This window comes from Streptomyces sp. NPDC018029 (assembly GCF_044327655.1).
Taxonomy (GTDB): Bacteria; Actinomycetota; Actinomycetes; order Streptomycetales; family Streptomycetaceae; genus Streptomyces.
Genome location: NZ_JBIRFV010000011.1, coordinates 124,324 through 138,473, shown reverse-complemented (window position 1 = coordinate 138,473; position 14,150 = coordinate 124,324). Strand labels below are relative to the sequence as shown.

17 protein-coding genes are annotated in these 14,150 nt (G+C 70.4%); all 17 read left to right on the top strand.

What is annotated here, in order from left to right; genetic code table 11:
* Positions 1–102 precede the first annotated feature (102 nt).
* Positions 103–1,518 carry a proline--tRNA ligase gene (gene proS / locus ACH4D5_RS30685; RefSeq protein ID WP_398308683.1) on the top strand — a complete coding sequence of 472 codons (1,416 nt, stop codon included), beginning with the start codon at positions 103–105 and terminating at the stop codon, positions 1,516–1,518.
* A gap of 259 nt (positions 1,519–1,777) precedes the next feature.
* A complete protein-coding gene (locus ACH4D5_RS30680; protein WP_362994255.1) occupies positions 1,778–2,374 on the top strand; it encodes a hypothetical protein in 597 nt (198 codons plus the stop codon).
* 190 nt (positions 2,375–2,564) lie between these two features.
* On the top strand, positions 2,565–3,002 hold the full coding sequence (rpsP, locus tag ACH4D5_RS30675) for a 30S ribosomal protein S16 (protein ID WP_398308681.1): 438 nt from the start codon (positions 2,565–2,567) through the stop codon (positions 3,000–3,002).
* Positions 3,003–3,004: 2 nt separating this feature from the next.
* Positions 3,005–3,244 carry an RNA-binding protein gene (locus tag ACH4D5_RS30670; RefSeq protein ID WP_327353152.1) on the top strand — a complete coding sequence of 80 codons (240 nt, stop codon included), beginning with the start codon at positions 3,005–3,007 and terminating at the stop codon, positions 3,242–3,244.
* Positions 3,245–3,336: 92 nt separating this feature from the next.
* Complete coding sequence (gene rimM / locus ACH4D5_RS30665) at positions 3,337–3,915, top strand: ribosome maturation factor RimM (protein WP_398308678.1); 579 nt, start codon at positions 3,337–3,339, stop codon at positions 3,913–3,915.
* A complete protein-coding gene (trmD, locus tag ACH4D5_RS30660; protein ID WP_398308676.1) occupies positions 3,915–4,736 on the top strand; it encodes a tRNA (guanosine(37)-N1)-methyltransferase TrmD in 822 nt (273 codons plus the stop codon). The genes rimM and trmD overlap by 1 nt, the downstream gene beginning before the upstream one ends.
* A gap of 131 nt (positions 4,737–4,867) precedes the next feature.
* Positions 4,868–5,218: a 50S ribosomal protein L19 gene (gene rplS / locus ACH4D5_RS30655; RefSeq protein ID WP_055569038.1), complete on the top strand. Its 351-nt coding sequence runs from the start codon at positions 4,868–4,870 to the stop codon at positions 5,216–5,218.
* Positions 5,219–5,263: 45 nt separating this feature from the next.
* Entirely contained in the window at positions 5,264–5,986 is a 723-nt protein-coding gene (lepB, locus tag ACH4D5_RS30650; RefSeq protein ID WP_398308674.1) for a signal peptidase I, read from the top strand.
* The gene (gene lepB, locus ACH4D5_RS30645; protein WP_398308672.1) at positions 5,979–7,064 is read left to right on the top strand and encodes a signal peptidase I; all 1,086 of its coding nucleotides are present in this window, start codon (positions 5,979–5,981) and stop codon (positions 7,062–7,064) included. Before lepB (ACH4D5_RS30650) ends, lepB (ACH4D5_RS30645) begins: the two co-directional genes overlap by 8 nt.
* Entirely contained in the window at positions 6,949–7,926 is a 978-nt protein-coding gene (gene lepB / locus ACH4D5_RS30640; RefSeq protein ID WP_398308670.1) for a signal peptidase I, read from the top strand. The genes lepB (ACH4D5_RS30645) and lepB (ACH4D5_RS30640) overlap by 116 nt, the downstream gene beginning before the upstream one ends.
* A gap of 80 nt (positions 7,927–8,006) precedes the next feature.
* Positions 8,007–8,759 (top strand): signal peptidase I, encoded by a 753-nt coding sequence (gene lepB, locus ACH4D5_RS30635; RefSeq protein WP_398308669.1) that lies wholly within the window; start codon positions 8,007–8,009, stop codon positions 8,757–8,759.
* Positions 8,749–9,261, top strand: coding sequence for an NUDIX hydrolase (locus tag ACH4D5_RS30630; RefSeq protein ID WP_398308667.1), 513 nt, complete (start codon positions 8,749–8,751; stop codon positions 9,259–9,261). Before lepB (ACH4D5_RS30635) ends, ACH4D5_RS30630 begins: the two co-directional genes overlap by 11 nt.
* Before the next feature lie 55 nt (positions 9,262–9,316).
* The gene (locus ACH4D5_RS30625) at positions 9,317–9,625 is read left to right on the top strand and encodes a DUF2469 domain-containing protein (protein WP_005311352.1); all 309 of its coding nucleotides are present in this window, start codon (positions 9,317–9,319) and stop codon (positions 9,623–9,625) included.
* Between the two features lie 99 nt (positions 9,626–9,724).
* Positions 9,725–10,132 carry a YraN family protein gene (locus ACH4D5_RS30620; protein WP_398308665.1) on the top strand — a complete coding sequence of 136 codons (408 nt, stop codon included), beginning with the start codon at positions 9,725–9,727 and terminating at the stop codon, positions 10,130–10,132.
* Positions 10,132–11,751 carry a YifB family Mg chelatase-like AAA ATPase gene (locus ACH4D5_RS30615; protein ID WP_398308663.1) on the top strand — a complete coding sequence of 540 codons (1,620 nt, stop codon included), beginning with the start codon at positions 10,132–10,134 and terminating at the stop codon, positions 11,749–11,751. Before ACH4D5_RS30620 ends, ACH4D5_RS30615 begins: the two co-directional genes overlap by 1 nt.
* Positions 11,748–12,914, top strand: coding sequence for a DNA-processing protein DprA (dprA, locus tag ACH4D5_RS30610; RefSeq protein WP_398308660.1), 1,167 nt, complete (start codon positions 11,748–11,750; stop codon positions 12,912–12,914). Before ACH4D5_RS30615 ends, dprA begins: the two co-directional genes overlap by 4 nt.
* A 362-nt stretch (positions 12,915–13,276) precedes the next feature.
* Complete coding sequence (gene whiG, locus ACH4D5_RS30605) at positions 13,277–14,119, top strand: RNA polymerase sigma factor WhiG (RefSeq protein ID WP_362339986.1); 843 nt, start codon at positions 13,277–13,279, stop codon at positions 14,117–14,119.
* Positions 14,120–14,150 lie beyond the last annotated feature (31 nt).

Here is a 14,150-nt window from a genome sequence, read left to right as displayed (position 1 = left end):
GGAGTCCAGAGGTTGTGGGCCAATGCTTGTGTTCCACCGTCGCGCGCCCCCTGGACGATAAAAATGCGCACTCTCCGAAGGCCCGCCCCTACCATGCGCGCCATGGCCAAGACACCTGTGCTCACGCCCCAGGCGGACGACTTTCCGCGCTGGTACCAGGACCTGATCAACAAGGCCGAGCTGGCCGACAACGGCCCGGTGCGCGGCACCATGGTGATCCGACCGTACGGCTACGGCCTGTGGGAGCGGATGCAGCAGGACATGGACGCCCGCATCAAGGCGACAGGCACCCAGAACGCCTACTTCCCCCTCCTCATCCCGCAGTCGTACCTGACCAGGGAGGCGGAGCACGTCGAAGGCTTCGCTCCGGAGCTCGCCGTCGTCACCCACGGCGGCGGCAAGGAGCTGGAGGAGCCGGCCGTCGTCCGCCCCACTTCGGAGACGATCGTCAACGAGTACTTCTCCAAGTGGGTGCAGAGCTACCGCGACCTCCCGCTGCTGATCAACCAATGGGCGAACGTCGTCCGCTGGGAGATGCGCCCGCGGCTGTTCCTGCGTACGTCGGAGTTCCTCTGGCAGGAGGGCCACACGGCTCACGCGACGTACGAAGAGGCCCGCGACTTCGCCGCCCACATCCACCGCCACGTCTACGGAGACTTCATGCGCGAGGTCCTCGCCATGGACTTCGTGCTCGGCCGCAAGACCGCCAAGGAGCGCTTCGCCGGCGCCATCAACACCCTCACCCTGGAAGGGATGATGGGCGACGGCAAGGCCCTCCAGCTCGGCACCAGCCACGAACTCGGACAGAACTTCGCCAAGGCCTTCCACACCCGGTACCTGTCCAAGGACGGCAACCAGGAGCTGGTCTGGCAGACCTCCTGGGGCAGCACGACACGACTGATCGGCGCCCTGGTGATGATGCACGGCGACGACAGCGGCCTGCGCGTGCCGCCCCGCCTCGCCCCCGTCCAGGCCGTCGTCCTCGCCATCAAGGGCGACGACGCCGTCCTGGCCAAGGTCCGCGAGATCGGCGAGACCCTGAAGGCCGCGGGCGTCCGCGTCCAGGTCGACGACCGCACGGACATCCCCTTCGGGAGGCGCGCGGTGGACTGGGAGCTCAAGGGCGTGCCGGTGCGCGTCGAGGTCGGCCCGCGCGACCTGGAGAACGGCACCGCGATGCTGGCCCGCCGTCTCAGGGGAGGCAAGGAGCCGGTCGCGATCGACGCCCTCGCCGCCCTGCTGCCCACCGTCCTCGAAGAGGACCAGGCGCTGCTCCTGAGCCAGGCCCGCGAGCGCCGCGAGTCCCGCACCTCGGACGTCCGCACGGTCGACGAGGCCGTGGAGGCCACCGCCGCGGGCGGCTGGGCGCGCGTCCCGTGGGCCGTGCTCGGCGAAGAAGGCGAGGCCAGGCTGGCGGAGCACGCCGTGTCCGTACGCTGTCTGGTCGCCGAGGACGGGGCGGTGCCGGACGCCGATGAGACCCCGGGTAACGTCGCTCTTGTGGCCCGGGCCTACTGAGGAGCGCGGCTCCGGTACCGGCGCACCGTTCCCGGCTCGCGCGCGGCCCCGCACACCACGAGCCCCGGCGCGAGGGGTAGTTCTACGCGCTGGGGCGTACGCGCCACTACGTACCGGCTTGGTGCGAGCTGTGAGGCTTCTCCGCAGATCAGCGCACCCGCCCTCGTCCGGACGCATCAACGGCAACTGACGGGTACGTGCAAATTATTTGGGATGCCCCGGAATGGAACCCCCGGGGCACCCGGCTCGTTGTCACGACGTGAGCACGACACCACCTGTTCTCGCCGCAGAGCTGGCACAGGCGTGGGCCGACATTCAGCGGCACCACCCCGAGCTGCCCGACCTTGCCGCGCCCGAATCCCTGATCGGAGAGTCGTCGTCCGCCTGCGGCGCCGAGCTCTCCTTCGAGCGACTGCTTCACGAGGCAGTCCATGGCATCGCCGCCTCGCGCGGCGTACGCGACACTTCACGCGCCGGCCGCTATCACAACCGCAGATTCCTCGCGATCGCCGAGGAGCTGGGCCTGGACCATCCCGAGGAGCCACATCCCAGCAGCGGCTTCTCGCTGGTCACGCTCAACCCCGAGGCCAAGAAGCGCTACCGCCCGACGATCGACCGGCTGCACCGCGCCCTGAAGGCGCACAGCGCGGCGACGACGGCGGACACCGCGCGCAGCTTCCGGGGACCGGCCGCCCGGCACGGCTCCTCCGGAGGGGGCGTGCGAGTGAAGGCCGTCTGCGACTGCGGGCGCAATGTCCGCGTCGTGCCCTCCGTGCTCGCCCAGGCGCCCATCATGTGCGGCGGCTGCGGAAAGCCCTTCCGGATCCCGGAAGTGGTCGGAGTGGGCGTGGGCTGAGCCGGTGCGGGGCGCCCGGACCGCGTTCGGGTGCCCCGGCGGCGTATGGCACAATGGCTAGCTGTACTCGACAGTCGCATAGGACCCCTCTCTCCTCCGGCTGACGCGTCCATCGGGCACTCGAGTACCGCAACCCCACGCGGCATCACCGTTGTGCCCACCCACGTCAAGACCAGGAGACACCACTCCCGTGGCAGTCAAGATCAAGCTGAAGCGTCTGGGCAAGATCCGTTCGCCTCACTACCGCATCGTCGTCGCCGACTCCCGTACCCGCCGTGACGGCCGGGCCATCGAGGAGATCGGCCTGTACCACCCGGTGCAGAACCCGTCGCGCATCGAGGTCGACTCGGAGCGCGCCCAGTACTGGCTGTCCGTCGGCGCCCAGCCGACCGAGCCGGTCATGGCCATCCTGAAGCTCACCGGTGACTGGCAGAAGCACAAGGGTCTGCCCGCCCCGGCGCCGCTGAAGGTCGCCGAGCCCAAGGACAAGCGCGCTGCGTTCGAGGCCTTCACCAAGGGCCTCGAGGGCGACGACGCCAAGGGTGAGGCCATCACTCAGAAGGCCAAGAAGTCGGACAAGAAGGCGGACGAGGCCGAAGCCACGTCCACCGAGACCACCGAGGCCTGAGCATGCTCGAGGAGGCTCTCGAGCACCTCGTGAAGGGCATCGTCGACAACCCCGACGACGTGCAGGTGGCCTCGCGCACCCTGCGTCGTGGACGCGTTCTCGAGGTCCGGGTCCACCCCGATGACCTCGGCAAGGTGATCGGCCGCAACGGCCGCACCGCACGCGCTCTGCGCACGGTCGTGGGCGCCATCGGCGGCCGCGGTGTCCGCGTCGACCTCGTCGACGTGGACCAGGTTCGCTGAACCGGGTTCTCAGAACCACAGCAGCACCGGCTCGGGCCGGGGAGGGCTTCAGGGCCTTCCCCGGCCCGTAGTCGTGAACGAGGAGAAAAGCAGTGCAGTTGGTAGTCGCCCGCATCGGCCGTGCGCACGGCATCAAGGGTGAGGTCACCGTCGAGGTCCGCACCGACGAGCCGGAGCTGCGGCTCGGCCCCGGCGCCGTCCTCGCCACGGACCCCGCATCCACCGGCCCGCTGACCATCGAGACCGGCCGGGTGCACAGCGGCCGCCTCCTGCTGCGCTTCGAGGGCGTGCGCGACCGCACGGCCGCCGAGGCCCTGCGCAACACCCTCCTGATCGCCGAGGTGGACCCCGAAGAGCTCCCCGAGGAAGAGGACGAGTTCTACGACCACCAGCTCATGGACCTCGACGTCGTCCTCGAGGACGGCACGGAGGTCGGCCGCATCACCGAGATCTCGCACCTGCCCTCCCAGGACCTGTTCATCGTGGAGCGGCCCGACGGCAGCGAGGTGATGATCCCCTTCGTCGAGGAGATCGTCGTCGAGATCGACCTGGAGGAGCAGCGCGCGATCATCGACCCGCCCCCCGGCCTCATCGACGACCGCGCCGAGATCGCCTCCCCGCGGGACGCGGCGGAGGCGGAGGACAAGGCGGCTCCGGAGGGCACGGCGTAATGCGGCTCGACGTCGTCACGATCTTTCCCGAGTACCTGGAACCGCTCAACGTCTCCCTCGTGGGCAAGGCACGCGCGCGTGGACAGCTCGACGTCCAGGTGCACGACCTGAGGGAGTGGACGTACGACCGGCACAACACGGTCGACGACACTCCCTACGGCGGCGGCCCCGGCATGGTCATGAAGACCGAGCCCTGGGGCGCGGCCCTCGACGACGTCCTGGCGGACGGGTACGAGGCAGGGGCCCACGGGCCCGTCCTGGTCGTCCCCACGCCCAGCGGCCGCCCCTTCACGCAGGAACTCGCCGTGGAGCTCTCCGAGCGCCCCTGGCTGGTCTTCACGCCCGCGCGCTACGAAGGCATCGACCGCCGCGTCACGGACGAGTACGCGACCCGCATGCCGGTCTACGAGGTCTCCATCGGCGACTACGTCCTCGCCGGCGGGGAAGCCGCCGTCCTGGTCGTCACCGAGGCGGTGGCCCGGCTCCTGCCCGGCGTCCTGGGCAACGCCGAGTCCCACCAGGACGACTCCTTCGCCCCCGGCGCCATGGCCAACCTCCTGGAAGGCCCGGTGTACACCAAGCCTCCCCAGTGGCGCGGGCACGGCATCCCCGACGTCCTGCTCAGCGGCCACCACGGCAAGATCGCGCGCTGGCGGCGGGACGAGGCGCTCCGGCGCACCACCCGCAACCGGCCCGATCTCATCGAGCGCTGCGACCCCGCGGCCTTCGACAAGAAGGACCGCGAGATGCTCTCGATCCTGGGGTGGCGGCCGGGGCCCGACGGCCGATTTGGGCGAGACCCCGAGGCCGTGGAAGAATAGGCCGCTGCTGTACGTCCAGCGTGCGCCCCTGCCACAGGGGGAATGACGCCCGCCCGACGCGATCAGCTACCGAATCCTCATCACCACGTTCCGCTGATGACCTGTGGCATCAGTGAAGAAAGCAGACGATCATGGCTAACCTGCTCGACTCCGTCGACAGCGCGTCGCTGCGCAGCGACATCCCGGCCTTCCGCCCGGGTGACACCGTCAACGTCCACGTCCGCGTCATCGAGGGCAACCGCTCCCGTGTGCAGCAGTTCAAGGGCGTAGTCATCCGTCGCCAGGGTGCGGGCGTCCGCGAGACCTTCACGGTCCGCAAGGTCTCCTTCTCCGTGGGCGTCGAGCGCACCTTCCCGGTGCACACCCCGATCGTCGAGAAGATCGAGCTCGTCACCCGCGGTGACGTGCGTCGCGCGAAGCTGTACTACCTCCGTGACCTGCGCGGCAAGGCCGCGAAGATCAAGGAGAAGCGCGAGAGCTGAGCTCCCGCGCGGGTCCACAGCCGGGCCGGATAGCATCTGGCCCCGATGGACACCGAAGCACAGCACACGGAGCGCGACCGCTCCTCCACACCCTCCGATTCCGGAGACGTTCCACACGTCGCCGAAGCATCCGAGGAGACGGAGGACCGGTCGCGCTCCGTTTTCGCGTCGGTCGTCGAGCGGCTGCCGGGCGGCCGGCTCACGCTGACGTTCCTGCTGGGCGTGGGAGCCCTCCTCCTGGTCGGCACCTTCGTCGTGCAGCCCTTCCAGATCCCGAGCGGCTCCATGCAGCCCGCGTTCCGCTCCGGGGACCGGGTGCTCGTCAACAAGTTGGCGTACCGTTTCGGTTCCGAGCCGCAGCGGGGTGACGCGGTCGTCTTCGACGGCAGCGGCTACTTCGGAGACGCCGACTACATCAAGCGGGTCGTGGGCACCGGGGGAGACCGGGTGGTCTGCTGCGACAAGCGGGGGAGGATCAAGGTGAACGGCGAGCCCGTCGACGAGCCTTTTCTGTACCCGGGGGACGCGGCCTCCAAGGTGCCCTTCGACGTCGTCGTCCCCGAGGGCAGCCTCTTCCTCCTCGGCGACCACCGCAGCGACTCCCGTGACTCCCGCGACCATCTGGGGCAGCCCGGCGGCGGCATGATCCCCGTCGACGAGGTCATCGGCAGGGCCGACTGGATCGCCTGGCCGATCGGCCGCTGGACCTCCCTGAAGCGCCCCGACAGCTACGCGCGCGTGCCCGCACCCGGCGGCGCCCATGGGTAGCCGCGGGCGGACACGCGCCGCCGGCCACCACGCCGACACCAGGCTCCCCACCGGGTCCCGGCCGACCGACGGTCCCGTACTGCCGGGCCGGGCGGACCGGCGCAAGCTCGCGAAGAAGGTCAAGCGCCGCAGGCGGCGTTCGGCCATCAAGGAGATACCCCTCCTCATAGGCGTGGCGCTGCTGATAGCCCTCGTCCTGAAGACGTTCCTGGTGCAGGCCTTCGTGATCCCGTCGGGCTCCATGGAGCAGACGATCCGGATCGGTGACCGTGTCCTCGTCGACAAGCTCACCCCCTGGTTCGGATCGAAGCCGGAGCGCGGCGAGGTCGTCGTCTTCAAGGACCCCGGCAACTGGCTGGAAGAGGAACAGGGCAAGAAGAAGGACGACCCGGTGGTCGTCAAGCAGGTCAAGGAAGGGCTGACCCAGATCGGCCTGCTGCCCTCCGACAGCGAGCGGGACCTGATCAAGCGAGTGGTCGGCGTCGGCGGTGACACCGTGAAGTGCTGTGACAAGAACGACAAGGTCACGGTCAACGGAGTGCCGTTGGACGAGCCCTACATCCACCCCGGGGACAAGCCGTCGGCGTTCGAATTCGAGGTGAAGGTCCCCGAAGGACGCCTCTTCATGATGGGCGACCACCGGAGCGACTCCGCCGACTCCCGGTTCCACCGCTCCGAGAAGTTCAGCGGCACCATCTCGGAGGACGAGGTGGTCGGACGCGCCATCGTCATCGGCTGGCCCTTCGGTCACTGGCGCAAACTGGAGAAGCCGGAGACATATGCGTCGGTACCCGACGCGCGTGCGGGATCGGACAGGGCCACAGGAGCGTCGCATAGGGTGGCCCCCGGCGATCGATACGGATTGATCCGGCTCCCGACCCCTGCGGAACTCCCGCTCGTTATGGGAGTGGTGGGCCTGCATCGCATCTGGGGCAGGCGGCGGCACGGACTGAGGAGTGGATGTGGGGGATTTGGCGGTCGGCGCACGATCCGGACACGAGGGGCCCGAAGAGCGGCCGGGACGATCCGACGAGCCGGGCGTCGATGCCGTCGCGGACGGTGCGGCCCCCGGGACTGAAGCCGTCGACGGCGGCGGTGACGGCGGTGACGGGGCGACGAGCGGGCAGGGCGCCAAGCAGCCGAAGAAGCCCCGCTCCTTCTGGAAGGAGCTCCCGCTCCTCATCGGCATCGCCCTGGTCCTGGCACTGCTCATCAAGACCTTCCTGGTCCAGGCGTTCTCGATCCCTTCGGACTCGATGCAGAACACGCTGCAGCAGGGCGACCGCGTCCTCGTCGACAAGCTGACGCCGTGGTTCGGCTCGGAGCCCGAGCGCGGCGAGGTCGTCGTCTTCAGGGACCCCGGCCACTGGCTGGACGGCGAGCCCACCCCCGACCCGAACGCGATCCAGCGGGTCCTCGGCTGGGTCGGCCTGATGCCCTCCGCCGACGAGAAGGACCTCATCAAGCGCGTCATCGCGGTCGGCGGCGACACCGTGGAGTGCAAGGGCACAGGACCGGTGAAGGTCAACGGCAAGGCGCTCAACGAGCCGTACGTCTTCGCGGGCAACACCCCGTGCAGCGTCGACGACCAGGGCGGCCAGTTCAAGAAGACCGTACCCAAGGGCAAAATCTGGGTCATGGGTGACCACCGGCAGAACTCGCTGGACTCCCGCTACCACCAGAACCAGCCCGGCGGCGGCGCCGTCCCCGTGGACAACGTCGTGGGCCGTGCCATCGTCATCGCCTGGCCGCCCACCCGCTGGGCGACGCTGCCCAAGCCCGACACCTTCGACCAGCCGGGCATCAACGCGCTCGCCGGCGCTGCGCCGAGCGCCCTCGGACTCGCGGGTGCCGTGCCGCTCGTGCTGTGGCGCCGACGCCGGCTCACGGTGGCCGCGGCCCGGGCCGCGAGGGTTTCTGGCGGCAGTACCGCCGGGTAGGGTGCCGTCCCAGATCGCTGATCTTCCGCCGTCCGTGCCTACGGACGGCGGGGTCGTCTCCGAGACGGGGGAGCACTGGGATGAGCAGGACGCAACGTACGGACGAGGGCCGCGGACGGCTCGGCAGCACGCTGTCGAGCATCGCCGTGGCCCTCGGCTGTGTGCTCTTCCTCGGCGGATTCGTCTGGGGCGCCGTCCTGTACCAGCCGTACACCGTCCCCACCGGTTCGATGGCGCCGACGATCGGCTCGGGCGACCGCGTGCTCGCCCAGCGCATCGACGGCGACGAGGTGCGCCGCGGTGACGTCGTCGTCTTCAAGCAGAAGACCTGGGGCGACCTGCCGATGGTCAAGCGCGTCGTCGGCATAGGCGGCGACCGGATCGCCTGCTGCGAGGACGGCAAGCTGACCGTGAACGGCAAGGAGATCGCAGAACCGTATCTCCCCAAGGGCAAGTTCGCCGTGTCCGGCATCCCCACCACGACGGTCCCCAAGGGCCGCCTGTTCCTGCTCGGCGACGAGCGCAGCGGCTCCCTGGACTCCACCGTGCACCTGGACGACGGGCAGAACGGATCGGTGCCGCGCGACGCCGTGCGGGCGCGGGTCGACGCGGTGGCCTGGCCGACGGACAGGCTCGGCATGCTGGAACGGCCCGAGGGCTTCGCGGGCCTGCCGGGCGGCATCTCGGAGCCCGGACCGCTGCGCATGCTGGTGATCGCCGTCGTGGCGGGCATGGTCCTCGTCCTGGGCGGTGGGGCGTACGGCCCGGTGGCCAAGCGCATGGGCCGTCGGCGCGGTAGCGGCAGCGCGCGGGAGGCCGCGAGTGTCGGCTGAGCCGGCGTCCCTGTCGGGACGCCCGCTGCGCCGGGTGGCGCGGGTGGTTCTGCTCGATCCGGACGACCGCATCCTGCTGCTGCACGGCCATGAGCCGGGAGACCCGGCGGACGACTGGTGGTTCACGCCGGGCGGCGGGGTCGAGGGCGACGAGACGCGGGAGCAGGCGGCGCTGCGTGAGCTGCGGGAGGAGACCGGCATCACCGCCGTCGAGCTCGGCCCGGTGCTGTGGCGGCGCCTGTGCTCGTTCCCGTTCGCCGGGCGGCGCTGGGACCAGGACGAGTGGTACTACCTGGCGCGTACGTCGCAGACGGCGACCGTCGCCGAGGGCTTCACGGAGCTGGAAAGGCGCAGTGTCGCCGGAGCACGTTGGTGGACGTGCCGTGAACTGACCGAGGCGCATGAGACGGTGTACCCGACCAGACTCGCCGGGCTGTTTCGCAGACTGCTCGACGAGGGGCCCCCGGACAGGCCCGAGATCCTCGACACGGAAATCGTGTAGGGGCTCGCGGGGCTGACGCACAATAGGGGGACGCACGGCTGAAGGGGAACATGCCATGAGCGCCGAGGACCTCGAGAAGTACGAGACCGAGATGGAGCTGAAGCTCTACCGGGAGTACCGCGACGTCGTCGGTCTGTTCAAATACGTGATCGAGACCGAGCGGCGTTTCTACCTCACCAATGACTACGAGATGCAGGTGCACTCGGTCCAGGGCGAGGTCTTCTTCGAGGTGTCCATGGCGGACGCCTGGGTGTGGGACATGTACCGGCCGGCTCGGTTCGTGAAGCAGGTGCGGGTCCTCACGTTCAAGGACGTGAACATCGAGGAGCTCAACAAGAGCGATCTCGAACTGCCGGGCAGCTGAGGCGCCACGGCCGGTGCGGCGGGGTTCACTCGCGGGGGTGGCGGAGTTTTCCACAATCGCCGAGTTGTGCACCAAGATCCAATAGGTGCGGCCTGATCCGTGACTGTGGGTGCCGGAGGTGGTGCCGACATGAACGCACGGGGAGCACTCGGCAGGTACGGAGAAGATCTGGCCGCGAGGCGGCTGGTCGAGTCGGGGATGACGGTTCTCGAGCGCAATTGGCGCGCGGGCAGGACCGGTGAGATCGACATCGTGGCGATGGACGGCGATGCCCTCGTCGTCTGCGAGGTCAAGACGCGCAGGGCGGGCCGGCCCGGCTCCACGCCGTTCGAGCATCCGATGGCGGCCGTGGACCGGATCAAGGCGGAGCGGCTGCGGAGGCTGGCCGAGCGCTGGATCGAGGAGCGCGGCGGCCCACCACCCGGCGGAGTCCGCATCGATCTGGTCGGTGTGCTGATTCCACAGCGCGGCGTTCCCGTGGTCGAGCACGCGCGAGGGGTGGCCTGATGGGCTTCGCGCGTACGTGTTCGGTGGCGCTGGTCGGCGTCGAGGGCGTGGTCGTCGAGGTGCAGGCCGACCTGGAGCCGGGAGTCGCGGCGTTCACGCTGGTGGGCCTCCCGGACAAGAGCCTCACCGAGAGCCGCGACCGGGTCAGGGCGGCCGTCGTCAACTCGGGCGGTGAGTGGCCCCAGAAGAAGCTCACGGTCGGACTGAGCCCGGCGTCGGTGCCGAAGGGCGGCAGCGGATTCGACTTGGCTGTCGCCTGTGCGGTCCTCGGAGCGGCCGAGCGGATCGACCCGAGGGTTCTCGCCGACATCGTGATGATCGGGGAGCTCGGCCTCGACGGCCGGGTGCGACCGGTCCTAGGGGTGCTGCCCGCGGTCCTCGCCGCGGCCGACGCGGGGTACGAGCAGGTGGTCGTGCCGGAGTGCACGGCGGCCGAGGCCGCGCTGGTCCCTGGAGTCTCGGTCCTCGGCGTGCGCAGCCTGCGGCAGCTCATCGCGGTGCTGACCGACGAGCCCGTGCCGGAGGAGGAGCCGGACGAGCCGGGGCGGCCCGACCCGATGCTCGCGGGGCTCTGCGTGCCGGGCACCGGCGTCGGCACGGGCCTCGGCGGCGCCCTGGACGACACCCATGGGCTGGACCTGGCCGATGTCGTCGGGCAGGCGTCGGCGAGAACCGCGGTCGAAGTGGCCGCGGCGGGAGCCCACCACCTCTTCCTGCAAGGGCCGCCGGGCGCAGGGAAGACCATGCTCGCGGAGCGGCTGCCCGCCATCCTGCCCCGGCTGACCAGGGAGGAGTCCCTGGAGGTCACGGCGGTCCACTCGGTGGCGGGCATGCTGCCCCCGGGCAGGCCACTGGTGGACATCGCGCCGTACTGCGCGCCCCACCACTCCGCGACGATGCAGTCCCTCGTGGGCGGCGGCAAGGGCATCGCCCGGCCGGGCGCGGTGTCGCTCGCCCACCGCGGGGTCCTTTTTCTTGACGAGGCGCCGGAGTTCAGCAGCCAGACACTGGACTCCCTGCGCCAGCCCCTCGAATCGGGGCATGTGGTGATCGCCCGCAGCGCGGGAGTGGTGCGGCTCCCTGCGAGGTTCCTGATGGTGCTCGCGGCCAACCCCTGCCCCTGCGGTCGGCACACGCTGCTGGGCGACGGCTGCGAATGCCCGGCGTCCGTCATCCGCCGCTATCAGGCCCGCCTCTCGGGCCCGCTGCTCGACCGGGTCGATCTGAAGGTCCAGGTGGAGCCCGTCACCCGGTCCGAACTGGCCGGGTACGGCGCGCGAGGAGAGTCCACGCAGACCGTCGCCGACCGGGTGCTCACTGCACGGGAGAGAGCAGCCGCCAGGTTGGCCGGCACAGGATGGCGCACCAACAGCGAGGTCCCCGGGCACGCGCTGCGCACCCGCTGGCCCGCGGCCCTCGGCGCGCTGGACGCGGCCGAAGTGGATCTGGAGCGCGGCTTCCTGACCGCCCGCGGCCTGGACCGCGTCCTGCGCGTGGCCTGGACCGTCGCGGACCTGGCGGGCCACGACCGGCCCGACGCACAGGACGTCGCCCTGGCGCTGCAACTGCGCACGGGTATCTCCCGCGGCGTGCCGATGACGATCGGGGCGCCGACATGACGGCCGACCCGCCGCCGGACGAGGAGCGGCTCGCCAGGGTGGCCCTGACCAGGGTGCTGGAGCCGGGGGACGTCGTCGGTGGGCGGTGGTTGCGTGAGGTCGGGGCCGGTGAGGTGCTGCGGCGGCTCGGCGGAGGGGAGGAGCAGGAGCGCTTGCCGGGGGTGACCGCGCGGCGGTGGGAGGGGCTGCGGGCGCGGGCGGCCACGGTGCGGCCGGAGCGGGATCTGGAGGTGGTGCGGGAGGCCGGGGGCAGGTTCGTGTGTCCGGGCGACGCGGAGTGGCCGGTGACGCTGGACGACCTGGGGGACGCGCGCCCGCTCGGGCTCTGGGTGCGGGGGCGGCCTTCCTTGCGGATATGGGCACTGCGGTCGGTGGCGGTGGTCGGCGCGCGGGCCTGCACGGAGTACGGCGCGCACATGGCGGCCGGTCTCGCCGCGGGGCTCGCGGAGCGCGGGTGGGTCGTGATCTCCGGAGGGGCGTACGGCGTGGACGGTGCCGCGCACCGAGGGGCGCTCGGGGCCGGCGGTGCAACCGTGGCCGTGCTCGCCTGCGGGGTCGACCGGCCCTATCCACGTGGGCACGCCGAGCTGATCGGGCGGATCGCGGAACAGGGCCTTGTCGTCGGCGAGTTGCCGCCGGGGGATCATCCGACGCCGAGCCGGTTCATTCTGCGGAACAGGGTGATCGCGGCGCTGACCCGGGGGACCGTGGTGGTAGAGGCCGCCTACCGCAGCGGAGCACTGGCCACGGCCCGCAGCGCCCAGGAGCTGGGGCGCTTCACCATGGGGGTGCCCGGGCCCGCGACCAGCGGTCTCTCGGCCGGTGTGCACGAACTGCTGAGGGGTGACGGAGTCCTCGTCACCGATGCCGCCGAAGTCGTCGAACTGGTCGGCGACATGGGGGAGCTTGCGCCGGCCCGCCGGGGCCCCGTCGTGCCGCGTGACCTGCTCGCTTCCGGGGTGCGGCGCGTCCTGGCCGCGCTGCCCGCGCGGGGGTGCGTCGGGGCGCGGGACATCGCGATCGGCGCCGGGACGACCGAGGACGACGCGATCGGGCGACTGTACGAGCTTCAGTCGTTGGGGTTCGTCGAACGACACGGCGACGGCTGGCAGTTGACACGCCAGGCGTTTCCGGCAGTCGTCCCCGATGGAGGTGAATCGTGACCGAGCGTGTTCCGCCGGACGGATGACCCCCGAAGGCCTTGGGAAATCGCGGAGTTGGCGCATTCACGCCGTCACTCACTGCGACGGCACTGACTCTCGAAGGGGGTCAGCGGAACGTATCTGCGCACGCGCGATCCCATACTCTTCGCTCACTGCGACACTTCAGTCACGCTACGCTCACAAGGATTCCGACACGGACAGGCAACCAGACGGACGAACTCATTCATTCCACGCACGCTCTCCAACGCTCCGGCGCGAGCGCCACCGGTGACTCCACCGGCTCGCGCGACCTCCCCGACGCACGCGGCCTCCCCGGCTCGCGCGACCTCACCAGTTCACGGCAGAACGGCTCAAGGCGACGAATGCCCCAGCACACCTCAGGGTCCGACCGGGCAGCGGTTCCCCCCGCCGCTCGTAGCGGCGAGCGGGAGCGGCCCCCCGCGCCCTCGTCGCTGGACGAGTTGTGGCGGTCGTACAAGGAGACGGGCGACGGACGGCTGCGGGAGCAGCTGATCCTGCACTACTCGCCGCTGGTGAAGTACGTCGCGGGCCGAGTGAGCGTGGGCCTGCCGCCCAACGTCGAGCAGGCCGACTTCGTCTCGTCCGGGGTCTTCGGGCTCATCGACGCGATCGAGAAGTTCGACATCGAGCGGTCCATCAAGTTCGAGACCTACGCCATCACACGCATCCGCGGGGCGATGATCGACGAACTGCGGGCGCTCGACTGGATCCCCCGGTCGGTGCGGCAGAAGGCGCGCAACGTCGAGCGGGCCTACGCCACGTTGGAGGCGCAGCTGCGGCGCACCCCCTCGGAGGGCGAGGTCGCCGCAGAGATGGGGATCGCGCTGGAGGAACTGCACGCGGTTTTCAGCCAGTTGTCCCTGGCGAACGTGGTGGCGCTCGAGGAGCTGCTGCACGTGGGAGGCGACGGCGGCGACCGGCTCAGCCTGATGGACACCCTTGAGGACCACGCGGCCGACAACCCCGTGGAGGTCGCGGAGGACCGGGAGCTGCGCAGGCTCCTCGCGCGGGCGATCAACACGCTGCCGGAGCGCGAGAAGACCGTCGTCACGCTCTACTACTACGAGGGCCTCACGCTGGCCGAGATCGGCAACGTGCTCGGTGTGACCGAGAGCCGCGTGAGCCAGATCCACACGAAGTCCGTGCTGCAGCTGCGGGCGAAGCTGGCGAGTTTTGGACGCTGAGAGCGCTGAATCGTCCCTGCCCGGCGGCGCG